General features: G+C 44.2%; 23 protein-coding genes. 10 read left to right on the top strand and 13 right to left on the bottom strand.

Annotated features, from left to right (window positions below):
• Window position 1: 1 nt before the first annotated feature.
• Window positions 2-358, bottom strand: coding sequence for a DUF6249 domain-containing protein (locus tag AC3WJC_RS01305; RefSeq protein WP_492397262.1), 357 nt, complete (start codon window positions 356-358; stop codon window positions 2-4).
• Window positions 359-742: 384 nt separating this feature from the next.
• Here AC3WJC_RS01305 and AC3WJC_RS01300 point away from each other — a divergent pair, with 384 nt between their 5' ends.
• From AC3WJC_RS01300 to AC3WJC_RS01280, 5 genes are all read left to right on the top strand, one after another.
• On the top strand, window positions 743-1,324 hold the full coding sequence (locus tag AC3WJC_RS01300) for an RNA polymerase sigma factor (RefSeq protein ID WP_492397261.1): 582 nt from the start codon (window positions 743-745) through the stop codon (window positions 1,322-1,324).
• Complete coding sequence (locus AC3WJC_RS01295; RefSeq protein WP_492397260.1) at window positions 1,321-1,815, top strand: anti-sigma factor; 495 nt, start codon at window positions 1,321-1,323, stop codon at window positions 1,813-1,815. Before AC3WJC_RS01300 ends, AC3WJC_RS01295 begins: the two co-directional genes overlap by 4 nt.
• A 328-nt stretch (window positions 1,816-2,143) precedes the next feature.
• On the top strand, window positions 2,144-3,001 hold the full coding sequence (locus AC3WJC_RS01290; RefSeq protein ID WP_492397259.1) for a DUF2911 domain-containing protein: 858 nt from the start codon (window positions 2,144-2,146) through the stop codon (window positions 2,999-3,001).
• Between the two features lie 115 nt (window positions 3,002-3,116).
• Window positions 3,117-3,662: a peroxiredoxin gene (locus tag AC3WJC_RS01285; protein WP_492397258.1), complete on the top strand. Its 546-nt coding sequence runs from the start codon at window positions 3,117-3,119 to the stop codon at window positions 3,660-3,662.
• 79 nt (window positions 3,663-3,741) lie between these two features.
• Window positions 3,742-4,326, top strand: a complete 585-nt coding sequence (locus AC3WJC_RS01280) for a carboxymuconolactone decarboxylase family protein (protein ID WP_492397257.1) — start codon at window positions 3,742-3,744, stop codon at window positions 4,324-4,326.
• A gap of 282 nt (window positions 4,327-4,608) precedes the next feature.
• Here the strand turns inward: AC3WJC_RS01280 and AC3WJC_RS01275 are convergent, their stop codons facing one another.
• From AC3WJC_RS01275 to AC3WJC_RS01260, 4 genes are read right to left on the bottom strand one after another with little or no spacing between them, the layout of a single operon-like run.
• A complete protein-coding gene (locus AC3WJC_RS01275) occupies window positions 4,609-6,150 on the bottom strand; it encodes a DHA2 family efflux MFS transporter permease subunit (protein WP_492397256.1) in 1,542 nt (513 codons plus the stop codon).
• Window positions 6,151-6,156: 6 nt separating this feature from the next.
• Window positions 6,157-7,209, bottom strand: a complete 1,053-nt coding sequence (locus AC3WJC_RS01270) for an HlyD family secretion protein (protein ID WP_492397255.1) — start codon at window positions 7,207-7,209, stop codon at window positions 6,157-6,159.
• A 20-nt stretch (window positions 7,210-7,229) separates the two neighbouring features.
• Entirely contained in the window at window positions 7,230-8,588 is a 1,359-nt protein-coding gene (locus AC3WJC_RS01265) for a TolC family protein (RefSeq protein WP_492397254.1), read from the bottom strand.
• Window positions 8,585-9,217, bottom strand: a complete 633-nt coding sequence (locus AC3WJC_RS01260; protein WP_492397253.1) for a TetR/AcrR family transcriptional regulator — start codon at window positions 9,215-9,217, stop codon at window positions 8,585-8,587. Before AC3WJC_RS01260 ends, AC3WJC_RS01265 begins: the two co-directional genes overlap by 4 nt.
• Before the next feature lie 194 nt (window positions 9,218-9,411).
• On the opposite strand from AC3WJC_RS01260, the gene AC3WJC_RS01255 reads away from it, so the two are divergent.
• The 4 genes from AC3WJC_RS01255 (at window position 9,412) to AC3WJC_RS01240 (ending at window position 16,602) form a co-directional block, all read left to right on the top strand.
• Window positions 9,412-11,910: a PIG-L family deacetylase gene (locus tag AC3WJC_RS01255; RefSeq protein ID WP_492397252.1), complete on the top strand. Its 2,499-nt coding sequence runs from the start codon at window positions 9,412-9,414 to the stop codon at window positions 11,908-11,910.
• Between the two features lie 149 nt (window positions 11,911-12,059).
• Window positions 12,060-14,471, top strand: coding sequence for an ABC transporter permease (locus tag AC3WJC_RS01250; protein WP_492397251.1), 2,412 nt, complete (start codon window positions 12,060-12,062; stop codon window positions 14,469-14,471).
• Window positions 14,472-14,583: 112 nt separating this feature from the next.
• Entirely contained in the window at window positions 14,584-14,790 is a 207-nt protein-coding gene (locus AC3WJC_RS01245) for a hypothetical protein (RefSeq protein ID WP_492397250.1), read from the top strand.
• 111 nt (window positions 14,791-14,901) lie between these two features.
• Window positions 14,902-16,602, top strand: coding sequence for a sodium:solute symporter family protein (locus tag AC3WJC_RS01240; protein ID WP_492397249.1), 1,701 nt, complete (start codon window positions 14,902-14,904; stop codon window positions 16,600-16,602).
• On the opposite strand, the gene AC3WJC_RS01235 is transcribed toward AC3WJC_RS01240, so the two are convergent.
• The 5 genes from AC3WJC_RS01235 to AC3WJC_RS01215 all read right to left on the bottom strand — a co-directional run bounded on the left by AC3WJC_RS01235 (window position 16,584) and on the right by AC3WJC_RS01215 (window position 22,530).
• Window positions 16,584-17,030, bottom strand: a complete 447-nt coding sequence (locus tag AC3WJC_RS01235) for a hypothetical protein (protein ID WP_492397248.1) — start codon at window positions 17,028-17,030, stop codon at window positions 16,584-16,586. The genes AC3WJC_RS01240 and AC3WJC_RS01235 overlap by 19 nt on opposite strands.
• Window positions 17,031-17,068: 38 nt before the next feature.
• Window positions 17,069-18,217 carry a M20/M25/M40 family metallo-hydrolase gene (locus tag AC3WJC_RS01230; RefSeq protein WP_492397247.1) on the bottom strand — a complete coding sequence of 383 codons (1,149 nt, stop codon included), beginning with the start codon at window positions 18,215-18,217 and terminating at the stop codon, window positions 17,069-17,071.
• An 11-nt stretch (window positions 18,218-18,228) separates the two neighbouring features.
• On the bottom strand, window positions 18,229-18,774 hold the full coding sequence (locus AC3WJC_RS01225) for a GNAT family N-acetyltransferase (RefSeq protein WP_492397246.1): 546 nt from the start codon (window positions 18,772-18,774) through the stop codon (window positions 18,229-18,231).
• Window positions 18,775-19,019: 245 nt separating this feature from the next.
• On the bottom strand, window positions 19,020-20,705 hold the full coding sequence (locus AC3WJC_RS01220) for a sodium:solute symporter family transporter (protein ID WP_492397245.1): 1,686 nt from the start codon (window positions 20,703-20,705) through the stop codon (window positions 19,020-19,022).
• Window positions 20,706-20,907: 202 nt separating this feature from the next.
• Window positions 20,908-22,530 carry an NADP-dependent glyceraldehyde-3-phosphate dehydrogenase gene (locus tag AC3WJC_RS01215; RefSeq protein WP_492397244.1) on the bottom strand — a complete coding sequence of 541 codons (1,623 nt, stop codon included), beginning with the start codon at window positions 22,528-22,530 and terminating at the stop codon, window positions 20,908-20,910.
• A 118-nt stretch (window positions 22,531-22,648) separates the two neighbouring features.
• On the opposite strand from AC3WJC_RS01215, the gene AC3WJC_RS01210 reads away from it, so the two are divergent.
• Complete coding sequence (locus tag AC3WJC_RS01210; protein WP_492397243.1) at window positions 22,649-23,254, top strand: HAD family hydrolase; 606 nt, start codon at window positions 22,649-22,651, stop codon at window positions 23,252-23,254.
• Window positions 23,255-23,272: 18 nt separating this feature from the next.
• Here AC3WJC_RS01210 and AC3WJC_RS01205 read toward each other — a convergent pair whose 3' ends face one another.
• From AC3WJC_RS01205 to AC3WJC_RS01195, 3 genes are read right to left on the bottom strand one after another with little or no spacing between them, the layout of a single operon-like run.
• Window positions 23,273-24,499 (bottom strand): hypothetical protein, encoded by a 1,227-nt coding sequence (locus AC3WJC_RS01205; protein ID WP_492397242.1) that lies wholly within the window; start codon window positions 24,497-24,499, stop codon window positions 23,273-23,275.
• Between the two features lie 43 nt (window positions 24,500-24,542).
• On the bottom strand, window positions 24,543-25,499 hold the full coding sequence (gene metF, locus AC3WJC_RS01200) for a methylenetetrahydrofolate reductase [NAD(P)H] (protein ID WP_492397241.1): 957 nt from the start codon (window positions 25,497-25,499) through the stop codon (window positions 24,543-24,545).
• 40 nt (window positions 25,500-25,539) lie between these two features.
• Window positions 25,540-25,914 carry a four helix bundle protein gene (locus AC3WJC_RS01195; RefSeq protein ID WP_492397240.1) on the bottom strand — a complete coding sequence of 125 codons (375 nt, stop codon included), beginning with the start codon at window positions 25,912-25,914 and terminating at the stop codon, window positions 25,540-25,542.
• Between the last annotated feature and the right edge of the window lie 58 nt (window positions 25,915-25,972).

Here is a 25,972-nt window from a genome sequence, read left to right as displayed (position 1 = left end):
CTTATTCCTTATCCAATACTTCCTTTTTCTCGATGCGGTAGGATTGGAATAAACCTAAACCACCGAAAAGGAATATCAAGCCAAAGTATATAGCCACGTTCTCGTCCTCGTCACCGGCAAAAGCTGTGCGTTCCAATATTCGCGTTAATACATTGGCTAAAAACAGGCCTAAACCCGCGCCAATAAATAACAAGCCCCATTTAAGGTTTTGATAAGGCGCTGATTGTGGTTTAATATGGGGGTTCATACCGCGTTCAATCATTGCCATACGTTCGCGGTTGCGGAAATAGTAAATACCAAAAATTAAAGCGAATAATCCCAGTGTTATTAATATCGGGATAAAGATTTTTCCGTCCATGACTAATTTTTTATAAAGTTGATAAATATTTTGTTTTAACTACACCATTACCGTGTATTTGCAAGCTATGACCACACCACTTTAAAACAGGTTACACCTGATTTAAAAAAAATTCTAATTGCGCTATATTTAAATACTAAACTCTAAATCCTAATATCTAAAACGCTAATTAAGCGCTATACTTAAATTCTAAATCCTAATTTCTAAACTCTGAATACTATATGTTCAATAAGCTGTCTGGTCTGGTAAACTCATAATACTGTAGGCTAAATAACTTCTGCTTGTTAATGCAGAACATCAATAGTATTTTGTTACTATAATTAACGAAATTTAAAAAATGCTGTAACCTGATCTGCTCAGCACGCGTCAGAGTAGTTGTTATACATGCAACACAAGCCAACAGATATTGAACTTATTGAGCAAAGCCTTGCCGGAAATCAATTCGCCTATACTGAACTGATTAAACGGAACCAGCGTTTTGTATTTACGCTTGCGCTGCGTTTCGCTAAAAACCGCGAGGATGCCGAGGAGATAGCACAGGATTGCTTTGTAAAAGCTTACCGCAACTTGCAGGCATTCCAGGGGCAATCAAAATTCAGTACCTGGCTGTATAGCATTGTATATACTACAGCCATGACGCATCTGCGTAAAAAAAGGATAGCGACAGATTCGATTGATGATGAAGGTACTTTTATACAGATAGAGAACAAACCATCCGGCCATGACATGAACAATGCCGAAAACAGGTCGCGGTCTCACTACCTTAACCTGGCCATAGGGCAGCTAATGCCTGATGATGCCGCCATCATAACCTTGTTTTATAAAGGAGAGCAATCGTTAGAAGAGATTGCCCTAGCACTGAACATGGAGGCGAATACGGTTAAGGTTAAACTATTTAGGGCACGGCAGCGTTTAAAAGAAAAGCTGGAGCGCCTGTTAAAACACGAAGCAAAGGAGTTGATATGAACAACATAGAAGAAGAACTTTGGAACTATATTGACGGCACCGGCACACCTGCCGAACGGGCTGCCATTGCGCTGCTTATTGAACAGGATAAACTGTACCGCCATAAGTATGAAGAGCTATCAGCACTGAACGCCGAATTTGCCAGTATGGAATTTGAAGAACCCTCAATGGGTTTTACCTACAACGTAATGGAGCAGATACGTACCGAGCAAGCTTTAAAACCATTAAAAGCTACTATCGATTCGCGGATCATTAAAGGCATTGCCTCCTTTTTTATACTAACGATCATGGCATTGTTGATTTATTCACTGTTTTTAGTGAACTGGTCTGCCGGGGGTATTGAATGGAAAGTGCCGCAGGTTAATATGCCTCATATATCATCCATGTTCAGCAGCACTGTTGTTAAAGGGTTTTTATTTTTTGATGCCGTACTGGGCTTATACCTGTTTGATTATTTGCTGCGCCGTAATAAAACCGCTAAAGCGGCATAATTTATACCCATAGTGTACAAAAATGCTTACACAGTGTGCAAATCATTAAACAGTCAATAAAACTCAATTGCCAAAAATCAGTGTTTAACAATATTTTTCGGCAAATTATATTTTGGTATAGTAATTGTAATACATACACCGAACTGGTAAACTTACCGGTTTAATTGTGATAAGGTTTAGGTTGAAAGTCCCCCGGAGCAAGTCTGGGGGGCTTTTTATTTTTGTATAGGATTCATTCCGGTTAAACCTTCATACACTTTTCATCTCTAATACATACCTTAGCTGGCAACTTTGCGTTAATCACAATATTATTTATTAACTCACCACCATGAAATTTATATCAGCTTGTATAGCTACACTTGCATTAATTACATGTTTCAACATTAGTATACACGCTCAGCAACAAATACCACGTATACCCGAAGCCAGTTCAACCCAAACCATTATTCAGGATTTCGGCCTGGGCAAAATTACCCTTACCTACTCGCGCCCTAATGTTAAGGACCGCAAAATATTTGGCGGCATACAACCCTATGGCGAGGTTTGGCGTACGGGTGCCAACTGGGCCACCACCATCAACTTCAGTGAAGAAGTAATTGTGGAAGGCAACAAAGTACCCGCCGGAACCTACTCACTGTTTACCATCCCCGGCGAAAAGGAATGGACCGTGATCCTGAACAAAACGGTTAAACAATGGGGCGCTTATGATTATAACCAGGAAGATGACCTGCTGCGCTTTAAAGTAGCGGCCATAGACCTGAAAGAAAAGCGCGAAACCTTTACCGTAGCCTTTGCTAACGTATCAACCAAAAATGCCGACCTCTATTTGCTTTGGGATTATACAGCCATCGCCATTAAAATGCAAACCAATGATAACGCGCAGATACTGGTTAATATAGATAAGCTGATGAAAGGGCCTAAAAAGCCTTACTTTAACGCCATACAGTATTATTACGAGAACGACCAGGATCTAAATAAAGCCCTGAAATGGGTATACGAAGCGCAAAAAGCCGAGCCAAAGGCACCCTGGTTTAAACTATGGGAAGCCCGTGTACTGTTAAAACAAGGCAAAAAAGCCGAAGCCATCAAAGCTGCCAAGCAAGGTATAGCACTGGCAAAAAGCTCTAATGATGATGAGTATGTGCGCCTTAATGAAAACGTACTGATACAGGCGGACAAGCAATAATACGCCTCTATAATTTAAGTTACAAATATAGATTTTATCTATAAGCCATCAATTAATCGTATTTTGATGCTGTGTGCATTTAAGGTAGCTTCGCACAAAATAAAAAACATCAAATATGATAACTATAGGACAAAAATTCCCTGCATTTTCTAAGCAAGCGGTGGCTAGCCTTGAAAAAGGTAAAGAGTTTGAAACATTAACTTCTGACTATCTTGTTAATGATGATAACGTATGGACCGTAATATTCTGGTGGCCGAAAGACTTTACTTTTGTCTGCCCTACTGAGATCGCTGAGTTTAACAAAAGCTACGGCGAATTCCGCGACCGCGAAACCCGTTTGATCGGTGCTTCAACTGACTCTGAGTTTGTTCACCTGGCATGGAGAAACAACCACGATGACCTGCGCGACCTTAAATTCCCGATGCTGGCCGATACTTCAAAATCATTAGCTGAAGATTTGGGTATATTAGAGCCAAACGAAAAGATCGCTTACCGCGCTACTTTTATTATTGACCCTACCGGCATTGTACGTTGGGTATGTGTTAACGACCTTAACGTAGGCCGTAACGTGAAAGAAGTATTGCGTGTGCTTGACGGCTTGCAAACTGACGAGCTTTGCCCATGTAACTGGGAAAAAGGCCAGGAAACCCTGAACGCATAATACTGACATTTTTAATATTTCCCCGCACTATCATTAGGAGTAATGCGGGGATTTTTTTGACCTTATAATTTATAATACGATGAGCGAAAGCACTGATTTAATAAACGAATTATTGCAAATAGTTGGTTTAGAAACCGATTACCGTACTGAAAGCCTTACCCTGCTTGAAAAAGGCGAATCACGCTACCTGCGCGATTTTAAGCTTAATTTTACCAGCACCCTTACCAGCGAACATTTAAGCACCAAGGAGTGTGGTTTGATAGGGCTGAGCATTTCAGCCAATAACAACAATATACCACTGATAAAATACTATACCCAATATAGCGAAGCCCAGGGCGCTACTGCCGCTGAGGTTGCCGAAGCTGTAGGTTGCGCGTCTCTGCTGGCATCAAACAACGTATTTTACCGTTTCAGACACTTTACCCAAAAGGAAAAGTACACCCAGATACCTGCGCGCATACGCATGCAGTTAATGATGAAACCTGTAACCGGTAAAGAGTTTTTTGAGCTACTGAGCCTGGCCGTTTCGGCGGTTAACGGTTGTGAGATGTGTGTTAACGCCCACGAAGATTCGCTGATAAAATTAGGCACGACCGAAGAGCGTATTTTTGATGCTGTACGCATAGCATCATTGGTTACCGCTACCGGTAAAATAATTTTCTAAATAGCGAGCGACTCAACTGTTTGCATATAGTAAAATGCCCCGGCTTTTTTTAAGCCGGGGCATTTTTATGAGTAGTTTTGTAACAAAAATAAAATTTGCGTTACTGGCAAAAAAAGCTAATTTTAGGGCAAGATTAAGCAGCCCTGGTTTCATAATATATTACTTGCAAAGTGCAGCCAAGGTGAATTTACTTTTTTTAATTGTTAATTTTTTGGGGAAGCCGTTCCGTATTTAGCGCCGGAACGGCTTTTATTTTCAACAACCTTTTGCTAATCAACTTCATTAGTGTGCATCCGCAACTGCTTTCAGCTTTTTAAATGGCTGTAAATACAACAAAGGTATCGAGAACAGCATAATTAAACCGGAGATCCAATAAGCATCATCATAGGTTAACAACATGGTTTGCCTGATCACTGTACCTTCAATTGCCCGATAGGCCATCTCGGTAGCATCAAGTACTGATTTACCTTTGGCTACAAAGCCTTGGGTAAGCATCTGCAAACGCTCGTTAAACTGCGGGTTATACTGATTAACATTTTCGAGCAATGTACTACGGTGGTATCCCTGCCTGATGTGTATAATAGTAGTTAATGCCGCAATACCAAATGAGCCTCCCAACTGGCGCATCATGTTGTTCAAGCCTGATCCCTGGCCAATTTCCGGACCTTTTAAATCGGCCATGGCCAGCGTGGTTAACGGCACAAATAATAAGGCCATACCCACACCACGAATCAGTAATGGTATCATTACATCCTTTTCACCTGTGGCAAGGGTAGAGTTGCTCAGCATCCAGGTAAATACAAAAAACAGGAACATACCCGCGGTAGCCATAAATTGGGCAGGTATGCCTTTGTTAAGCATCTTACCTATAAAAGGCATCATCACAATGGTACATAAACCACCGGGGAACAGCAATTCACCCGTTTGCTGCGCGTTAAAGCCCAGCAAATTCTGGCAAAATACCGGGAACACGAATACCGAACCGTATAACCCGAAACCCAGTATAAATGAGGTGAACATACCTACGGCGAAACTTCGATGCCGCATAATGTTGAAATTCACCACCGGGTGGTCGGTACTGAGCTCGCGCCATACAAATAGTATGGCACCTAATACAGCGGTTACGGTAAGTACAGTGATGTAACTTGTAGCAAACCAATCCTCGCTCTCACCCTTCTCCAAAATAGTTTGCAAACTCCCTACTGATATAGCCAGGAGCAATATTCCCCACCAGTCCACCGGCCGGCCGACGACCTTGGGCGTTTCCCTAATATAAGTTATCGTCAGGAAGGCAGCCAATGCACCCACCGGAATATTCACATAAAATATCCAGGGCCATGAGTAATTTTCGGTGATCCAGCCGCCTATGGTAGGGCCAACGGTTGGGCCTACTACCGCGCCTAAACCAAACAGAGCGGTTGCAGTACCTATTTGTTCACGTGGCCACGTTTCTATCAAAATAGCTTGTGCAGTTGATATCAAACCACCACCTGCTATACCCTGCAGTATACGGAAAGCGATCAGCTCGTTCAGCGTAGTTGCGTTACCGCATAAAAACGATGCGATGGTAAACACGATGATCGATGTAAGAAAATAGTTTTTACGGCCAAACGTATCGCCCAGCCAGCCCGACATGGGCAGTACAATTACGTTGGCCACCGCATAGCCGGTTACAACCCAGGCTATGTCCTCAAGCGTGGCACCCAGGTTACCCTGTATGTGCGGGATAGCCACGTTCACAATCGTGGTATCTATCAGCTCGAGCAGTGAGGCCATAATTACCGTAATGGTAATTATCCATTTTTTAAAGCCTGTTTCAGCCATTGTGTATTATTTTATATTAACCGAAGCGTTCACGCTCATGCCGGGGCGCAGTTTGGCTAATTGTTCAGGAGTTCCGTTTATTTTAATTTTAACAGGAATACGTTGTACTACCTTAACAAAGTTACCGGTAGCATTATCCGGGGGCAATAAGGAGAATTTAGCACCTGTAGCCGGCGAAAAATTATACACCGTACCTTCCAGTTCCATATCCGGGTAAGCATCAACCTCAATATTTACTTTCTGCCCATTACGGATATCATTCAACTGGGTTTCTTTAAAGTTAGCGGTAACATATAAGCTGTTATCATTAACTATAGCGAACAGGGTTTGCCCCGGCTGCACCAACTGGCCAACCTGTACATTCTTTTTGGCAGCAGTACCACTTGCAGGTGATTTAACCTGCGCGTAGCTTAGTTGCAGGTTAGCGTAATCAATATCAACCTTACGCTGATCAACACCGGTATTAGTAACCTTTAACTGGTTGCGGGTAGTACCTACCTGTTGCGATGCGGCTTTGTATTGCTCCTGCGCGGCACGGTAGGCGGCGCGGGCAACAGCCAGGTCAGATTTTGCCTGGTCAAATTGTTGTTGTGTAACTGATCCGTCTTTCACCAGGTTGGCATAACGCTGATAATCCTTCTGCACTTTCTCTAATCTCGCGGCGGCTGATGTTACTTCGGCCTTGGCGCTGGCTGAGTTTGCAGCAGTTGAGTAAATTTGCGATTCGCTTACGCCGATGCCTGCGCTTGCGCCTTTTTGAGCCGCCTGTGCCTGCTCTAAACGTACCTTAAGGTCACGGTCGTCTATTTTAACCAATAATTGGCCTTTGTTAACGTGAGTATTCTCTTCAAATAAAATACTGTCAACATATCCGCCTACGCGGGCCACAACCGGGCTGATGTCGGCATCTATTTGCGCGTCATCAGTATCCTCATGCGCGCTAAAGTAAATGTATTCTTTTATACCGAAAATGATACCGCCAAGCAATACAATGCCTAATATAATGGGTACTACTTTCGATTTCTTTTTTGGTTCCTGTACTTCTGTATTCTGTTCCATTGTTTGGTGATGTTATAATATTATTTGTTTAGTGTTCCGGTTGATTTTAATAGGGTGTAGTAAGCAAGCCCTGCATCGGCTTTAGCCAGTTCCAGGTTAATTTGCGCTTGGTAAAGCAACGTTTGCGCATCGGCACGGTCAACGGCTGAAGAAATGTTGCTGCGATATTTTGATTGCAATATTTTATTGTTTTCACCTGCTTGCGCTATAGATGTTTGCAGCAGTTTTATTTTTGAAAGCGCCGCCAGATATCCTTGATAACTTTGGTTAACCTCGTTCTTAATACGGTCAACCTCAATAGCTTTATTAATATCAACCTGTGTGCGTTGAATTTTTGCTTCGGCTACCTTGTGTTTGTTGGTCCACAATGCACCAAAGTTCCATGAGGCGGTAAGGCCTACTGATATCGGGGTAATATAATTGCCCGAACGTGGTAATGGGTTAGCTGCCGCATCAACATAATAGGCACTCGCGGCGGCATTAAGGTTTGGCAATAGGTTACCTTTTACAGAACCAATATTTTTATCAGCTACCTGCGCTTGCAGATCGGCCTGTTTTAATTCGGGGCGGTTAGTGATGGCGGTATCAATATAACTGGCCAGCACATTTACCGCACGTTGAGTGGTATCAATCTGCTCTATTTTGATCTCGGTAGTTTCAGGTAATCCAAGCAATATGTCGAGGTTATAGTTAACTATCTTACGGTTATTCTCCAGGTCGATACCATTCAGCTCGATGTTTGAGCGCTGCAATTGAAATTGCAATACATCATTCTTGGTAACCAGGCCCTGCTCAAAAAAGCGTTGCGACTGTTTAATTTGCTGATCAACCGTTACCAGGTTTTGCTCCACTACTTTTTTGCTTTGTAATACTTTGTACAGGTTATAGTACGAGTTAATGATGTTGTAAACGATCTGATCTTTATCATTTACCTCATCCAAACGGGCTATCTGGCTCAATAACTCAGTCGACTCGCGGGCATATTTTAATTTATTGCCAGAGAAGATGGTTTGATTAAGCGATGCGATACCCAGCCAGGCATCAGCATGCTTAGGCAAATTCAGGCTTTCTTCGCCAAATTGCAGCCTGTTAGCCGGTATTTGCGCGCGGTTGTAACCAAAACTCACGTTACCGGTAGGTAATGATCGATCTTTAGCCTGGTTGTATTGCTCTACAGCCTGATCTATTTTTGATTTTGATAATTTTAATTGTTTACTGTTGGCTATACCAAGGTTTATGGCTTCGTCAAGGGTTAAAACCTTGTCCTGCGCGCTGGCCGTTGTTGAAATAAGCAAGGCCAGCAACGCACCGAAGATAGCATAAACCAAAAGCTGCCGGTGTAAAAAGTGCGGGTTGGTGGTGTTGTTATGAGTTATCATTTTACAAGTAAGTAGGTGTTAAGTAATTGTTTAAGGTATTTTTTTATGCGGGGTTTTAATTCCTGTTCCATATATACGGCATCGTTCACATCCCGCTTAAGCAATTTTGATGCTAAATGTGTGCTGTTGGTAATATAATTTTTAGTGCCAAAAATGGTAGCGATAGCCATCTCCACATCAGTATCCTTGTGGAACAGGCCGGTACTGATGCCTTCCTCAAAAATGCGTTTGAATTCATTTACGTTGCCCATAATGATGTCGCTCAGTTTATCGGTCAGTTCGCTGCGGCGGCCCAGCCATATTTCGCGGTTCATCAGGCGCGAAAAGCAACTGTTTACTACCACCTTATCAATAAAGCTATCGATACATTTCTCCAGCTTATCCCAGGCGTTCATGCTTTCATCGTTGCCAATATTATTGATCACCGTGCGGAATACCTCAATTTTACGTTCAAACACAGCCAGCAATAACCCTTCCTTTGATCCGAAGTAATAATTAAGCATGGCCATGTTTACCCCTGCTTCGCCGGATATCAGCCGGGTTGAGGCAGCATCATATCCTACGTCAGAGAATACCCTCTCGGCAACGTCGAGTATATGATCCTTTTTATCGGTTTTTTCCTTTTCCATCTTTTTGATGGCACAAAATTAATCAAGCGATTGATTAATTAGTGTAATCAAATTGTAAACTAAACATAAACAACTGATATTCAATTAATAAAATTTAATCAATCGATTAATTAACTGAAAATTTATATCAATTTTAACATGATTGTTATACCGATAAATAGAAAAGCTGTACACATTTATATATTTTTACCGCCATGAAGAGAATTCTTTTATCTGCCTCACTACTATTACTATCTCTATATAGCTATTCACAATCGGCTCCGGCGGCTGATGTTGCCACAATTGAACAAAATTTGCAGGGCCTCACTACTTTGGGCAGCGTTTTGTACGTAGCCGCCCACCCGGATGATGAGAATACAAGGCTGCTGGCCTGGCTGGCACGCGAAAAACACTACCGTACCGGCTACCTCTCGCTCACCCGTGGCGATGGCGGCCAAAACCTGATCGGTACCGAACAAAGTGAACTGTTAGGATTGGTGCGTACGCAGGAATTGCTGGCCGCCCGCCGTTATGATGGTGCCGAACAATTTTTTACCCGCGCCAATGATTTCGGTTTTTCAAAAACACCCGAAGAAACACTGAAGATATGGGACAAGGAAAAAGTGCTGAGTGATGTGGTTTGGGTGATCCGCAAATTCAGGCCGGATGTAATGATCTGCCGTTTCCCTACTACCGGCGAGGGCGGTCACGGGCACCATACCACTTCGGCTATACTGGCGCAGGAGGCATTCGCCGCCGCTGCCGACCCGAAACGCTTTCCGGAACAATTGAAATATGTGCAGGTATGGCAAGCCAAACGCCTGCTGTGGAATACTTTTAATTTTGGTAATACTAACACTACAAACCCTAACCAATTTAAGATTGATGTAGGCGGTTACAACATTTTTATGGGCAAAAGCTATGGCGAAATAGCCGCTCAAAGCCGCTCAAACCATAAATCGCAGGGGTTTGGCGCGGCGGCCCAACGCGGCGAGTGGTTTGAATACTTTAAAACCATTGCCGGAGAAGCGCCGAAAAAGACATTGCTTGATGGCGTTGATACCACCTGGGCACGCATAAAAGCCCCGGCCGAGATTGTTACCGCGATCAGTAACGTACAAAAGGGCTTCAACCCTTTGCATCCCGAACTTTCGGTAAACGCGCTGGTTGACCTGCTGGGCAAAATAGAAGGCACAGGAGATAGCTACTGGCGTGTACAAAAGGTAAAACAGGTTAAGGATTTAATAGCCGCCTGCGCCGGTTTATGGTTTGAAAGCTATGCCACCGAGCCCACCTACGCCGTTGGCGACAGTATGGGTGTAATGAACCAGTTTATTATACGCAACCCGACACAGGTAACATCAATAGCTATTGATAATGGCCGCATGCGCAGTGTTGTAACCGGCATACGTACACCTAATGTGCCTACCAACGAGTTTCGTACCGTGGCTTTTGACGCGGTAAAGAACCGTATTCCTTTTAAAAATATCTCGCAACCCTACTGGCTGGGCAGCGAACATGGCATAGGCTTGTATACCCTGCCGGCGGATACGCTTGCCGGTTATCCTGAAAACCCGAACACACCGAAAGTAAGCTTTGAGTTTACCATCAACAATAAAAAAATAAGGTACGATGCCCCGGTATTATATAAATATACCGACCCGGTGCGCGGCGAGGTATACCAGCCGGTTGAGGTAGTACCGCCGGTTACCGCTAATGTTGAAAACCCGGTTTACCTGTTCAGCGGGCAACAGCCGCAGCAGGTACGCATCAAGCTAAAAAACTTTACGCCTCATGGCGAGGGTACTGTTAGCATAAAGCCGGTTACAGGCTGGACAATCAGCCCCGAAAAATTTGACTTTGTAGATAAAAAGGTGAACGATGAATGGACAGTGACCTTTACCATTACCCCTACCGGTGCTGACCCATTGGTGAGCAAACTACAGGCGGTTGTAAATACCGGTGGTAAGGATTGGTCGTTAGGTTTGCACCGTATAAAGTATGAGCATATCCCTAACATTACGCTGTTCCCGCCCGCGGAGGCCCGTTTGGTTAACCTCGACATAAAAACAGCCGGAAAAAATCTGGCCTACCTGCCCGGTGCAGGCGATAAGATACCCGAAGCATTAAGGCAGTTGGGCTATAACGTGCATATTTTAACAGAGGATGAGGTGATGAACGCTGACCTGGCTGTGTATGATGCCATTATAACCGGCGTACGCTCCTTCAACGTAAACCCACGCCTGGTATTTGAGCAGCCCCGCCTGCTTGATTATGTAAAAAACGGCGGTAACCTGGTGGTACAATATAATACGGCAGGCCGAATGGTTACGGATAGCATTGGCCCCTACCCTTTTGAAGTGGTTAACCAGCGTGTAACCGAAGAGGATGCCAAAGTAACGTTTGCAGATCCGGCAAGTCCGTTGCTTAATTATCCCAACAAGATAACTACTGCGGATTTTGATGGCTGGATACAGGAACGCGGCCTTTATTTCGCCGCCGGTATTGATAAGCGCTACAGCGCACCGTTACTGATGAACGATACCAAAATGTCGCCCAACAAAGGTTCGCTTATTACGGCTGATTATGGTAAGGGCAGGTTTGTATATACTTCGCTATCATTCTTTCGGGAATTACCTGCCGGGGTGCCGGGCGCGTACAGGTTGTTCATCAACCTGTTAAGCAAGCCCCAACCACCGACGCAACAACCTTAACAGCTGTATCAAAACCGAACGATTATTGTATCGTATGCGAACAAATGAGCAGCGATAATACATATTTAAAAACCTCATTATCATATAGATAAACAAAAGGCACAGCGTATGCAGTTTTAAAATAGCTCAACAACACAATCATCCTTAACATGATAAAAAGCTATTTTAAAACCGCATGGCGTAACCTCTGGAAAAGTAAGTTCTTTTCGGCCATAAACATTATTGGCTTATCAATTGGCATGGCAGCGTGCATTGTTATCATGCTTTTTGTTTTTTATGAAAAGAGCTTTGATAGCTTTCATACCAAAAACATATACCGGTTAAGCGAAGTGCAAAACTTTCCGGGAATGGCGGCATCGCAAAAGGTGGCGCTTTCTATGGCTCCTATGGGGCAAAATCTTAAAAATGATTATCCTGAAATAAAAAACTATACCCGTGTAAGGTGGACCAATAAATACCAGCTTACCAGCCAGTCAAAAAAACTGTTTATTCAGCAAGGCGTACTGGTTGATTCAACCTTTCTGGAGATATTTAATTTTCCGCTGGTTAAGGGCGACAAACGCACGGCTCTTGAAAAACCGAACAGCGTATTGCTTACCCGGCAAACGGCCAAAAAATTGTTTGGCGATGCCGACCCGATAGGTAAAACCATAACCCACTACGGATCGGACACGGTGAGCTACGCGGTTACCGGTATACTGGCCGACGTTCCGCAAAATTCGCAGTTGCAGTTTGAATGTGTATTTAGCCTGAGTAGCATGTACAAACAATGGCTGGGCCGGATGAATAGCTGGGGTGGTAACTGGCTTAACACTTATGTGGAGCTTGCACCCGGTACTGATGTTGCCCGCTTACAAAGTAAAATGCCTGCCTTTCTTAAAAAATATATGGGCGATGGCGAAGGCTGGAAACATTATGAGCTGTTTTACACGCCGCTAAAGGATGTGCATGCCTCAACTACTGACGTTGGGCTGGATTACCTGAATTACCAAAAATTTGATGGCAAATCAACCAACCTGTTTGGCCTGATCGCTATTGTGGTACTGGTTATCGCCTGCATCAATTTCATGAACTTAACTACCGCCCGTTCTGCCGAGCGGTCAAAGGAGGTTGGTATCCGCAAATCCATCGGCGCGCAGCGCAACCAGTTGGCCACTCAGTTTTTGGGTGAAACCGTGCTGCTGGCCTTGTTTGCATTGGTGCTCGCTATTGTTATGGTAAACCTGTGCCTGCCTTTTGTAAATCAGTTAAGCCAGCGCAGTCTGGAGCTTTCGCTATTCAGCAACCCGGTTATTTTATTGGCTATTACCGGCCTAGCTGTGGTGGTAGGCTTGCTATCGGGCTTGTACCCCGCGCTGTTCCTGTCGTCCTTTCAGCCGGTTAAGGTACTTAAAGGGGCGTTAACTTCATCAGGCCAAAGCAAGGTGGGTTTACGCAACGCGTTAGTAGTGGGCCAGTTTAGCAGCGCAGTATTTTTGATGATAGCTACCGTTTTTGTGGTGAAACAACTCCGCTATATGCAGCAACGCGATCCCGGTTTTAACCGCGAACAGATTGTGACCATCCCGCTTGATAATATTACCAGCCAAAAATATGACCTGCTTAAACAGGAACTATCAGGCAATACCGCTATTGCCGATATTACCGGCGCGCAGGATGTGCTGGGCAGCCATATGGATCAATCAGGCGTGGAGTACAAACCCGCCAATGGTGCCATGCGCCAACTGGCCACTACCAGGCTTATTGTCGACAATAACTTCCTCAACCTTTACAATATTAAACTGGTAGCCGGAAAAAACTTTTCACCCGATAAATCAGGTTACGGCAGGGAATATATTGTGAACGAGGCTTTAGCCAAAGAACTTTTAAAAGATGAACCTAAAGCGAAACTAAGTTCGTTATTAGGCCGCCAGTTCGGGTTTGATTCGCTGGGTGTGATTACCGGCATCGCTAAAGATTTCAATTTTAACTCGATGCACCATAAAATTGAAACCATGTTTATGTTCAACGTAAAAGATTGGGGTTTCAGCCAGATGTCGGTCAAGATCAATCCCGGTAAAACCGCCGAAGCGCTTACGCTGATGAAAACCAAATGGGCAGGCATCTTCCCCGATTATCCTTTTGAGTACCAGTTTGTAGATGACCATTTTAAAGAGGTTTACCAAGCCGATAACCAGGTAAGCCAGGCAGTAAGCATACTTACCGGGCTGGCCATCTTTATATCATGCCTTGGCCTGCTGGGCCTCGCCTCCTACTCTGCCGAAAAGCGTATCAAAGAAATAGGCGTACGCAAGGTGTTAGGCGCATCCGTAAATAATATCGTACTGCTGCTATCGGGCCATTTTTTAAAGCTGGTGCTGTTGGCCAATATTATTGCCTGGCCGCTGGCTTGGTACGCCATGCACAACTGGCTTGATAATTTTGCTTTTCGCATCAATATTGAGTGGTATGTATTTGCCATAGTGGCATTGTTGTCGGTTATTATCGCGTTGTTTACCATCAGCTTCCAGTCGATAAAAGCGGCTATTGCCAACCCTATAAAAAGCCTGCGAACTGAATAGATTTAAAACATTGCAACCTGTTGCGGGTTAAACGCATAGTAAAGGTTAATTAATGTTGCCAATGAAAATATAATCGATATTTTTGCGGGTAAACAAACAGAAATAAAATATTATGTCACATCATCACCACTCACATAAAAGAGAAGAAGAAGCAAAAAAGAACGACTACATCTATTTTGTTGTAGCACTGATCAGCGGCATGTTTGTTGGCGCTATTGTTGACAGGGGCCTGATCTACATTCCGTTAGGTGGTGTATTTGGTTTATTAACCGCCGCGCTGTTTATAAAATTCCTGGTAAGGGGCCGTGAAAACGTCTGATAATAACGGGCTACCCTCCTTTATACGTAACTGGAACCAGTTTTACATCTTGGTAGGTGTTTGGCTGGTTCTTCTTATTTGTGTATTTTGGCTCACCACCAAAATATTTGAATGAGCCTTACCGACTGGATAGTACTTGCCGTTACCCTCCTCGCCATTATAGGTTATGGCCTGTGGAAAAGCGGCAGTAACAAAAATGTCGACCAGTTTTTAGTAGGCAACCGCTCCTTGCCGTGGTATGCCGTTGGGCTTTCGGTTATGGCTACGCAGGCCAGCGCTATCACCTTTCTATCAGCACCTGGGCAGGCTTATAGCGATGGGATGCGCTTTGTGCAATTCTACTTCGGGCTACCACTGGCCATGATCGTGCTGTGCATCACCTTTGTACCCATATTTCACCGCCTAAAGGTTTATACCGCTTACGAGTACCTGGAGCAACGGTTTGATTTGAAAACACGGGTGCTTACCTCGTTCCTGTTCCTTATTCAGCGCGGTCTTTCAACGGGTATTACTATTTATGCGCCGTCCATCATCCTGTCAACCATTTTACATATCGATACCACCTACACCACCCTGGCCATAGGCGGACTGGTTATTTTTTATACCGTTTATGGTGGCACCAAGGCGGTATCGTACACCCAGATGCTGCAAATGAGCATCATATTCTTGGGGATGTTTTTTGCCGGGGTGATGGTGGTAAAACTACTGCCTGACCATGTTGGCTTTGTTGACGCGCTGCAACTAACCGGCAAACTGGGCCGCATGAACGTGATCGACTGGAAGTTTGATCCGGATAACAGCTATAACATCTGGAGCGGACTGATCGGCGGTTTTTTCCTCCAGCTCTCTTACTTTGGTACCGACCAGAGCCAGGTAGGCCGGTATTTAACCGGCAGTTCGGTAGCGCAAAGCCGCATGGGATTGATTATGAACGGACTGATCAAAATACCTATGCAGTTTTTGATATTGCTTATCGGCGTGCTGGTATTCGCTTTTTATCAGTTTAATAAACCACCGGTATTTTTTAACAGTTACGAGGTTGACCGTATAAAAAGCAGCAGCTATGCCCCGCAGTATACCGCTATTGAGCAGCAACACGCCCAAGTGTTTGAAAAGCGCAAAGCCGCTGCGCAAAACCTGGTAGCGGCGTTTGATGCTGATGATGCCGGTAAGCTGGCCGCCGCGAAAACCGAATTAATAAAAGCGGATGCAGATGCCGGTAAGCTACGTAAACAAGCCGTGTCGTTGATGAAAAAGAACAATGCCACCGCCGATGTTAACGACACCAACTATGTTTTTTTGAGCTTTGTTACACGCTACCTGCCGCATGGATTGATCGGCTTGCTGATCGCCATTGTGTTTTTAGCTTCGATGGGCTCAACGGCCAGCGCGCTAAACTCGCTGGCATCAACCAGCGTGGTTGATATTTATAAGCGGGTGATTAACCCCACGGCAAGCGACAGGAATTACCTGAACGCTTCGCGATTGGCAACGGTGATATGGGGTTTGGCCAGCATTGGTATGGCGCTGTATGCCAGCAAGCTTGGCAACCTGCTGGAGGCGGTGAACCAATTAGGCTCATACATATACGGCACCATATTAGGCGTTTTTGTGGTAGCGTTTTATCTTAAACCTATTAAAGGTAACGCCGTGTTTTTTGCTGCCATTATTACCGAAGCTATGATATGCCTGATGGGTTATTACCAGGTGGTGGCTTATTTATGGCTGAACGCGATCGGGTGTATCGCGGTGGTGATAATAGCGGCTATATTTAAATTATTTGCTAATAAAACCTATTCATCCAGCAATTGATGATATGTTTTGAATGAGCTACTATTTTCAATAAAGTTTTTTATTTGCAAGATGTTCAGCGGCAATTCAACAAGCTCTTCCCCTATCAAACCGCAACCATTAAGTAAACAAAAATCTACCACCTGGTAAAGCAAACGTTCATAGTGTTTACTGAAATCTATTCTGAAACTGCAACTACTTACAATTTGTTTTTCGTTGCGAATAATCTCAAAACAATCTGAGTTATACTCGCCGTAAATTAAAATATCCTCACTCCACGATTTGCCTTTGGGTAATATCTCCTGGACACCATCAAACCTCGATACATGCCAATTTTGGTTTTTCCATAAAATATCATCGTTTATTCCGTCTTCTTCCGCTATCAAATTATTGGCTACAGCTTGATTTGCTATCGGATATATGAAAAATTGATATTGCCAAATTGCCATTTTATTTATATCAGGGCAACTAAGTTAATATTCCTAAATTAACTACAACTATCCTCGGTAATTATATCCGGATTATGAATAAGCCGGTAAACCAGGTTATCCAGCAGGTGAATGTACAGCTCAATACCCTCCCGTATTTCGTCAACATAAATATACTCATCAGCCATATGTGAGCGGGCTGAATCGCCGGGGCCCATTTTCATGGAGGGTACGCTTAGCCAGCCCTGATCTGAACTGGTTGGCGATACATAGGCTTTACGCCCCAGGTCAAGGCCCGACAATACCAGCGGATGTATGTGGCTGATAGCCGATGGCTGCATTACGCCCGGCCTTACGGTTATATCGCAACCGGTATAGCTTTTTATAGTATCCAATACCTCGTCGGCCGTGTAACAACTGTTTAGCCGTACATCCACCGTAAAGCGGCACTCATGCGGAATAATGTTATGCTGTATACCGGCATTGATCTGCGTAACGCTCATTTTTATCGGCCACATAAAGGCAGGCTGTTTAGGGAACTGGTAAGTACTGAACCATTGTATGGCTTTAAGCGCCTTGTATACGGCATTATCACCTTCGTTGCGCGCGGCGTGGCCGGGTTTGCCGTAGCATACGCAGTCCAGCACCATGTTGCCCATTTCAGCAGTGGCCATGTGCATTTGGGTTGGCTCACCAACTATGGCAAAGGCTATATCGCCAAGCTCAGGCAAAACGGCGTTCAGTCCGTTATACCCTGAATTTTCTTCCTCGCCCGTTGCAGCTATGCACAGGTTGAACGGTAAATGCGCATCCTCATAAAAATGCACAAATACTGACAGCAGAGACACCAGGCATCCGCCCGCATCATTACTGCCCAGGCCATACAGGCGGTCATTAACCATAACAGGCTCAAATGGATCAACTGTGTAACCGGCGTTGGGCTTTACTGTATCGTGGTGCGAGTTGAGCAGGATGGTAGGTTTGGCCGGATCATAATATTTATTAAATGCCCAAATGTTGTTATAGTTGCGATGAGCAGGGATATGGTGCCCATATAAAAAATCAGTAATCAGCGCGGCTGTCCCCTGCTCCTCTCCGCTAAATGATGGTGTGGCTATCATCTGTTTAAGCAATTGCAAGGCATCGGCAGCCAGGGTATTTATTTTTTCAGTGTCATCCAATGTCGGATGAATTAATACTTGTTCCATAAATAAGGCTATTAATTTTTTGAGGGATTGAACAACATGGCGGTGCACAGGCAGTTGCCGCGGCATTTACCTTCGAGCACGTTATGATTAACGCAGCTTTTGCAGCCTTCCCAAAAATGTTCGTCGGTAGTAATTTCAGCGTAGGTTACCGGCTCAAAGCCCAGGCGGGTATTGAGTTTCATGATGGCCAGGCCTGAGGTGATGGAGAATATCTGCGCGTCAGGATATCTTTCGCGTGATAAACGGAATATTTCTTCCTTAATGGCCGCGGCTATGCCCAGTTGCCTGTATTCGGGCGATACAATGAGGCCGCTGTTTGATACGAATTTGCCGCTCTCCCATTCCTCTATGTACGAGAAACCGGCCCATTGCCCGTTGCCGCTTATGGCTACTACGGCCTTACCAGCGTGTATCTTTTCAATAATACTATTAACGGGGCGTTTAGCTATACCTGAGCCGCGGGCTATAGCCGAGCGTTCGGTTTCTTCAGAGATCTGTTGCGCGTAAATATCATCATCAGGTGTTGCCAGCCTTACAATGAAGGAGTCGTTTTCCATGGTTACTTTTATTAGTTGTCGGCTGTATTAACATCAGCCAACAATTATCAATAAACCAAATGCCAATCACCCCTACAGCTTAACCATGCCAATAAAAGCGCTCACTATCAATATATTAAACAATACAGCACGCCCTGTAGCAATTAACCAACCCTTCCGTTTTGGAAAGGTTATTTATCATAACGATATAAAAAAGCGCCTGCATTATTCATGCAGGCGCTCATATAAATAAAAATTAAATTTTACTACCAGAAAATACTGTACAAAGCTACCAGTATACCACCTATCAGTACCGCACCGGCAGTGAATGCCCTTGAGGTACGGAACATGGATGATTCAATTTCCAACCCATTGGTTTTAATGCCTTTAGCACCATCAATTTTGGAGATGATATACATACCGATGATACAGATCAGGAACACAAAACCCATACGGTCAAGGAAAGGGATCTCGTAAACGCCGGTACCGTTATCCTTTGCGAAGCCGTAAGGTGCCATGAATGACAAATCAGTCCAACGCGGTAAGAACTTGAATATTACTGAAAAGATAAAGCCGCCGATAGTGGAGAATAACGCCGCGTTCGATGTCGCTTTTTTCCAGAAGAAACCAAGGATGAACATAGCGAAGATACCCGGAGATACAAAGCCGGTATACTCCTGAATGTACTGGAAGCCCTGCTTGCCTTCGCCCATCAGCGCATCGCCGATCAGGAGTGATAAGATCACACCCAATATCATGGATACGACTACAGACCATTTACCTAACGATACCAGTTGTTTATCCGTAGCGTCGGGCTTAATGGCTTTTTTGTAGATATCCAGCGTAAAAATGGTAGCGATACTATTTGCTTTTCCCGCTAATGAAGCCACAATAGCCGCCGTTAACGCCGCAAATGACAGGCCTTTTAAGCCAGAAGGCAATAAATTCAACAATGATGGGTAAGCCTTATTTACGTCGAGCACGCCTTTAGCGCTCAGCATTTCCTGCTGGAACATGCCTTTTTGGTACAGGTAGTACGCCGCGATACCCGGCAATACCACAATAACCGGCATTAACAGTTTAAGGAATGCCGCGAATAGCAAACCGCCACGTGCTGTATTAAGGTTAGCCCCTAACGCACGCTGCGTGATATACTGGTTACAACCCCAATAATTAAGGTTCACGATCCACATACCGCCGATCAGTACAGAAAGGCCCGGCAGATCCATATAGTTTGAATTTTCCTTATCGAATATCATGTGGAAGTGATCATTCACCTCGGTATGCAATACGCTTAAACCACCCATTATGCCGGTAGTGCCTGATATATTGTTGATTTGGCCGATAGCCAGGTATGTAGCTACCACACCACCTAATATCAACACAAAAACCTGTATAACATCGGTATAACCAATTACCTTCATACCACCCAGGGTGATGATGATGGAGAATACCGCTAATAAACCAATACACAATTCCAGGTTTAAGCCCGATATACCGCTTACCGCCAACGCGCCCAGGTAAAGGATAGACATCAGGTTAACCACAATATACAGCAACAGCCAGAACACAGCCATGATCATGGCTACCGTACCGTTATACCGCTGGTGCAAAAACTGCGGCATGGTAAATATTTTATTACGCAGGTAAACCGGTATAAAAAATATGGCCACAATAACCAGTGTAGCGGCTGCCATCCACTCGTAAGTGGAGATAGCCAAACCCATTTTAAAGCCCGAACCACTCATACCGATGAACTGCTCGGCCGAAATATTGGAGGCGATCAATGAAGCGCCAATTGCCCACCACGTAAGTGATCCTTCGGCCAAAAAGTAGTCTTTTGAAGTTGCATCTGCATTGTGTTTGCGTTTGTACACCCAAAATCCGTACAGCGACACGATGATCAGGTACACAAAAAACACGGTGTAGTCACCGGTAGAAAGTGTTTTCATTATTTATTTTTAGGTTTAATATGTCTGTTTGACAATTATAGTTTATAATTATTGGTTTGGCAATAGCATAAACAATTTGTTGTTCAAATTTTTCAAGTTCATAAATATAAGCGTGCAATGTTAACAAATACACCAATCATAAATTTATTACAAAAAAAAGCCCCCGTGTTTACGGAGGCTTTGCAAAGCTTATGTACCGGCGTTACAGGATGAACTTGGTACTTAAAAAATTAGAGTCGTTATCGTGTACAATTTCGTTGATGATCTGCTTGTTGGTATCGTTCAGCTTGGTAGCTACCAGCGAGCGTATGGAAAACGAACGTAAGGCATCATGAACAGATAATGTACCCTCGGCGCTATCCTTACGGCCAGTGAAAGGAAATACGTCCGGCCCGCGCTGGCATTGGGCGTTGATGTTTACACGGCTCACCAGGTTTACAAAGGGATCTATTAATGATGAGATCTCCTTGGCATCGTTACTAAAAATACTTACCTGCATACCATGCGGCGAATCAATCTGGTACTGTATTGGTTCTTCTATTGATTCATACGGAACTACCGGGATCACCGGACCAAACTGTTCCTCGCGGTACAACTTCATCTTCTCATTAACCGGATAAACTACCGCGGGAAAAACGAATGATTCGGATGTTACGCCACCGTTCTCATTCATTACCCTGGCACCGTTGGCGGCTGCATCATCAATGCATTCCTTCAGGTAATCAGGCTTATGCGGCTCGGGCAATGGGGTTATTTTTACATCCTTTTCCCAGGGCAGGCCTATTTTCAGGTTGGATACGCTCTCGCTAAGCAAACGCAAAAACTCGTCGGCTACGTCTTTGTGTACAAATATCATTTTAATAGCAGTACAGCGTTGCCCGTTAAATGACAGGGAGCCCAATATACACTCGCTTACAGCCAGCTTCAGGTCGGCGTGTTTGGTAACAATGGCGGCATTTTTGGCATCCAGACTTAAAACAGCACGCAGCCGGTTAATTTTAGGGTGGCTTTTTTTAAGTCCGTTAGCTACCTTGCTTGAGCCTATAAAGGCCAGCACGTCTATTTTTCCGGTTTGCATCAGCCCCGGGGTAACATCAGCACCACGGCCGTAGATGGTATTCACCACCCCTTTCGGAAAGGCCTCCTGGAAAGCCCTTAACAGCGGGTAGTGCAACAGCGTACCATGTTTAGGCGGTTTAAACAGCAGGGTATTGCCCATTATCAGGGCGGGTATCAGCGTGGTAAAGGTTTCGTTAAGCGGATAGTTGAACGGCCCCATGCAAAGCACCACACCTATAGGCGAGCGGCGCACCTGGGCAATAATACCCTCGGCCATTTCAAAACGTGATGACTGGCGGTCAATATCCTTCAACCCGTCAATAGTGGCATTAATGTACTCCACCGTGCGGTCAAACTCCTTGGCCGAGTCGGCGTATGATTTACCGATCTCCCACATCAGCAGTTTTACAACCACTGTACGCTGCTCAATCATTTTATACACAAATTTCTCCATGCATTTAATGCGCTGGTCAAGGCTCATGGTAGGCCATTCGCCCCGGCCATTATTGTAGGCGGCAATAGCGGCATCAAGTGCTTCCTGCGCTTCTTTTTCGGTACAAACCGGGTAGGTACCAATTAATTTGCGTTTAAGCCCTTCGGGGGTTGGGATGCATACCGGCGAGTAAACTTCGGTTACCGGGCCATCCCAGGGTTTCATTTCGCCGTTGCTGAGGTATTCACGCTGATGTACTTCTTCAATCCTGTATTCATCAGATATCTGATCTTCATCAACAAACAATGAACGGAGCTGGTCTTGAAAACTCATGGTGTGTTGTTTAGTTGTTTTATCATTAGATGCTCAACCGCACATAATCGCTTTCACTTATCGCAAGTTAAAAATTAATAGCCTTACATTTATGCGCCCCTGTATAAATTATATTGTAATGATAAAAGCCATAATTTTTGACTTAGGCGGTGTTTTGATAGACTGGAACCCGCGACTTTTATACCGAAAAATATTCAGCAATGAAGACCAGATAACCCAATTTCTAGATAACGTTTGCACGCCCGACTGGAACGAGGAACAGGATGCCGGCCGCAGCCTGGCCGATGGTACCGAACTGCTGGTAAAACAACACCCGGAGCACGAAGCCAACATACGCGCCTTTTACAGCCGGTGGACTGAGATGCTTGGCGGCGAGATAGCCGGAACCGTTGAGCTGTTTAATCAGTTAAGAAATGATGAGCGTTATAAGCTATACGCCCTCACCAACTGGAGCGCCGAAACTTTTGTAATTGCCGAGCAGGAATACCCTTTTTTAAAACAGTTTGATGGTGTGGTGGTGTCAGGCGTTGAGAAAACGCGCAAGCCTCGCGCTGAGTTTTATAAGATATTGCTTGACCGGTATGATGTTAAGCCTGAAGAAACCATTTTTATTGATGATAACCTGCGCAATGTTGAAGCTGCCATTGAGTTGGGGATTGACAGTATACGCTTTACCTCACCAAATGAGTTAAAGATAGAATTAGAGAAAAGGGCCATACTGTAAGCATGGCCCCTTTTTAAATTATTGAAAATGGTACCTGAACGTACCGCCGAACATGGATGATGATATACTAAACATACTGTAGGTTGTAAAAGCAGCCTGCCCTGCATAACCGGCAGCTATTTCAAAACGGTTGTTTATGAGTGTACCCACCTGTAACGGAAAAGTTGCCCAGTATTGCTCCAGTTTATATGGCCCGGATATATATGCGGGTTTGCCGCCCTCGGCAAAAAAGCGGTTATTTTTGTAAAACGACAGATTTAAGCCCAAACCTATTGAAGCGTATAACCGGAGCGCTTGGGTACTGTAAAAATTGTACAGCACCTGCGGCGTAATGGTAACATTATATTGCTCAAAAGCATAATACTGACGTTCGGCTAAACCGGTGTATAGTGGGTCCTGCCCTGCAAAGGAGGGCTTATTATAGGCAAAGGATACCTCGCCCCTTAAAACCAGCCTGCGTGTTATACTATTGGTATAAACATCAAACCCCGCGCTTACTTTGGGCGAAAACCTGTTCACGGTACCGGCTTTTGTAAACTGATTATCGCCGCTGAACTGATTACCCGATACTACACCACCCAAACCCACAAAAAAACTATGGCCGCCGGCACTCTTTTTCACCACAGTACCGCCGCCATTTATTTTTTGTATCACCTTGAGCAAGTCGTCGCGTTTGTAGCCTAAATGGTCAAAATCGGTTAACTTAACATTGCCGTCCAGGTATTTACGCTGCAATTCAAATATTTGCGAGATGTAAACAGGTAACGTACGGATGGTATTGCCATCTTCGTAGTAATTATAGTAGATCAGTTCAACAGGTGCCTGATCGCCTTCTTTGTAAAAGAAACTACGTTTGTTATCCTTAAACTTTTCATATAACGACACCTTTGCGCCGCTGATCAGCTCATGCAAAAACACCGTGTCTATACGTGTTGTAGTATCACGATAAGAGTCCAGATCAGGGAAAACATTCTTGTTATTACCAATACGGCCAACATAGGCCAGATAGGCATAATCGCCTGCTGAGAAACTCTTAATGGTAAGCGGTGTATACTTCGTGTCTGCTCTATCTGCCTGATTTTTTTTAAAGCTGACCGATTGCGGATTGGTTTCCCATTCCTTTATGTTGATGTAGCCCTTAACGGTATCGCCGGTATTTTGGATAATATGACCTTCGCGGTAGTTGGATTGCGCAAGCAAAGTTAAAGGCATTAACATGCCGAGTAATAAGGTGTAGATTTTCATGTAATTGTGTAAGGTTCAGTTCAAATAGTAAAATTATATCGATTTAAAAAATAGCTTCGGCAATGCGTTTTGTTGGGCCAGGGTTACCCATAGTATAAAAATGCAGTACCAGCGCACCGAAATTAACTAATTCCTTGCATTGATTGATCATCCATTCAATACCAACATCTTTTACATCCTTTTCGTCTTTACAACCTTGTATGGCATCCACCAGATCTTCGGGCATATCGATAAAAAATGTTTTTGAAAGGCTCACCAGTTGCTTTGACGCGGTTATAGGCTTCAGCCCTGGTATGATGGGTACATTGATACCATGTTCGCGGCATTTGTTAACAAACTCAAAATACTTTTTATTATCGAAGAACATTTGCGTTACAATGAACTCTGCCCCCATATCTACCTTTTGTTTCAGGTACTGAAAATCGGCTTTCAGGTTGGGTGCCTCAAAGTGTTTTTCGGGATAACCTGCCACACCGATGCAAAAGTCGGTACGTGCCATGTCGCCATAATCTTCGTGCAGGTATTTGCCGTTGTTCATGTTAACCACCTGTTGCAGCAACTCGGTAGCGTAACAATGGCCGTTGGGCGTAGGTACAAACGCGGCATCGCCACGGCGGGCATCGCCACGCAGCACCAGTACGTTATCAATGCCTAAAAATTGCAGGTCAACCAACGCGTTTTCGGTTTCATCCTTAGTAAAACCACCGCAAAGCATGTGCGGTACGGTATCAACCTTATACTTGTTCATGATAGCAGCGCAAATAGCAATGGTACCGGGGCGCTTACGGTAGCTCAGCTTTTCCAGCAGGCCGTTGTTATGCTGTTTGTAAATGTAATCCTCGCGCAGCGATGTAACATCTATAAACGGTGGGTTAAACTCCATCAACGGATCGATAGCGTTATAGATACCCTGTATGCTTTGCCCCTTTAAAGGCGGTATCAACTCAAATGAAAAAAGTGTTTTGCCGTTGGCGTTTTTAATATGTTCGGTGATCTTCATGTGTGGAGGCTAAAGTAGCAGTTGCGGTAGCAGTTGCAGTTTAGTTTTTAGGAGTAAATTTTTCGGGATTAAGAGCCATCGTATTAAGCATGCGCCCAATTTGTTCATACTTTGCAAATAAGGCGGCATGTGTTACTTCATCAATATATTCACAATCTAAAGCAAAGTCAAGCCATATAGATGTTTCAGTAGCTTCACCATCAGCATCAACCATTTTGGCGGTGAAACTTTTAGGGTATATACGTTTACGATAAACCTCGCCAATATTAGGACAAACCGACCGTGATGATCGCCTGATCTGATCAGTCAAGGAATATGTTTCTTCTTTAGGAAAGTTTTTTGTAAGCCTGAATATTTCTTTGGCGCACTCAAAACTCAACTGATATACTTTTAAATCCCTAAAACTACCTGTCATTACTTTTTATACTATGCTAATTAACAAAAAATTACTGCTACCGCCACCGCAACTGCTA

The organism is Mucilaginibacter sp. FW306-07-L, assembly GCF_058782065.1.
The sequence above is the reverse complement of the archived record's forward strand: the minus strand, read 5'-3'. Positions and strand labels throughout refer to the sequence as shown.

Bases quoted from the DNA above. Each gene is read 5' to 3' on its own strand.
- AC3WJC_RS01305 (WP_492397262.1), bottom strand. From the start codon at position 358: ATGGACGGAAAAATCTTTATCCCGATATTAATAACACTGGGATTATTC.
- AC3WJC_RS01300 (WP_492397261.1), top strand. From the start codon at position 743: ATGCAACACAAGCCAACAGATATTGAACTTATTGAGCAAAGCCTTGCC.
- AC3WJC_RS01295 (WP_492397260.1), top strand. From the start codon at position 1,321: ATGAACAACATAGAAGAAGAACTTTGGAACTATATTGACGGCACCGGC.
- AC3WJC_RS01290 (WP_492397259.1), top strand. From the start codon at position 2,144: ATGAAATTTATATCAGCTTGTATAGCTACACTTGCATTAATTACATGT.
- AC3WJC_RS01285 (WP_492397258.1), top strand. From the start codon at position 3,117: ATGATAACTATAGGACAAAAATTCCCTGCATTTTCTAAGCAAGCGGTG.
- AC3WJC_RS01280 (WP_492397257.1), top strand. From the start codon at position 3,742: ATGAGCGAAAGCACTGATTTAATAAACGAATTATTGCAAATAGTTGGT.
- AC3WJC_RS01275 (WP_492397256.1), bottom strand. From the start codon at position 6,150: ATGGCTGAAACAGGCTTTAAAAAATGGATAATTACCATTACGGTAATT.
- AC3WJC_RS01270 (WP_492397255.1), bottom strand. From the start codon at position 7,209: ATGGAACAGAATACAGAAGTACAGGAACCAAAAAAGAAATCGAAAGTA.
- AC3WJC_RS01265 (WP_492397254.1), bottom strand. From the start codon at position 8,588: ATGATAACTCATAACAACACCACCAACCCGCACTTTTTACACCGGCAG.
- AC3WJC_RS01260 (WP_492397253.1), bottom strand. From the start codon at position 9,217: ATGGAAAAGGAAAAAACCGATAAAAAGGATCATATACTCGACGTTGCC.
- AC3WJC_RS01255 (WP_492397252.1), top strand. From the start codon at position 9,412: ATGAAGAGAATTCTTTTATCTGCCTCACTACTATTACTATCTCTATAT.
- AC3WJC_RS01250 (WP_492397251.1), top strand. From the start codon at position 12,060: ATGATAAAAAGCTATTTTAAAACCGCATGGCGTAACCTCTGGAAAAGT.
- AC3WJC_RS01245 (WP_492397250.1), top strand. From the start codon at position 14,584: ATGTCACATCATCACCACTCACATAAAAGAGAAGAAGAAGCAAAAAAG.
- AC3WJC_RS01240 (WP_492397249.1), top strand. From the start codon at position 14,902: ATGAGCCTTACCGACTGGATAGTACTTGCCGTTACCCTCCTCGCCATT.
- AC3WJC_RS01235 (WP_492397248.1), bottom strand. From the start codon at position 17,030: ATGGCAATTTGGCAATATCAATTTTTCATATATCCGATAGCAAATCAA.
- AC3WJC_RS01230 (WP_492397247.1), bottom strand. From the start codon at position 18,217: ATGGAACAAGTATTAATTCATCCGACATTGGATGACACTGAAAAAATA.
- AC3WJC_RS01225 (WP_492397246.1), bottom strand. From the start codon at position 18,774: ATGGAAAACGACTCCTTCATTGTAAGGCTGGCAACACCTGATGATGAT.
- AC3WJC_RS01220 (WP_492397245.1), bottom strand. From the start codon at position 20,705: ATGAAAACACTTTCTACCGGTGACTACACCGTGTTTTTTGTGTACCTG.
- AC3WJC_RS01215 (WP_492397244.1), bottom strand. From the start codon at position 22,530: ATGAGTTTTCAAGACCAGCTCCGTTCATTGTTTGTTGATGAAGATCAG.
- AC3WJC_RS01210 (WP_492397243.1), top strand. From the start codon at position 22,649: ATGATAAAAGCCATAATTTTTGACTTAGGCGGTGTTTTGATAGACTGG.
- AC3WJC_RS01205 (WP_492397242.1), bottom strand. From the start codon at position 24,499: ATGAAAATCTACACCTTATTACTCGGCATGTTAATGCCTTTAACTTTG.
- metF (WP_492397241.1), bottom strand. From the start codon at position 25,499: ATGAAGATCACCGAACATATTAAAAACGCCAACGGCAAAACACTTTTT.
- AC3WJC_RS01195 (WP_492397240.1), bottom strand. From the start codon at position 25,914: ATGACAGGTAGTTTTAGGGATTTAAAAGTATATCAGTTGAGTTTTGAG.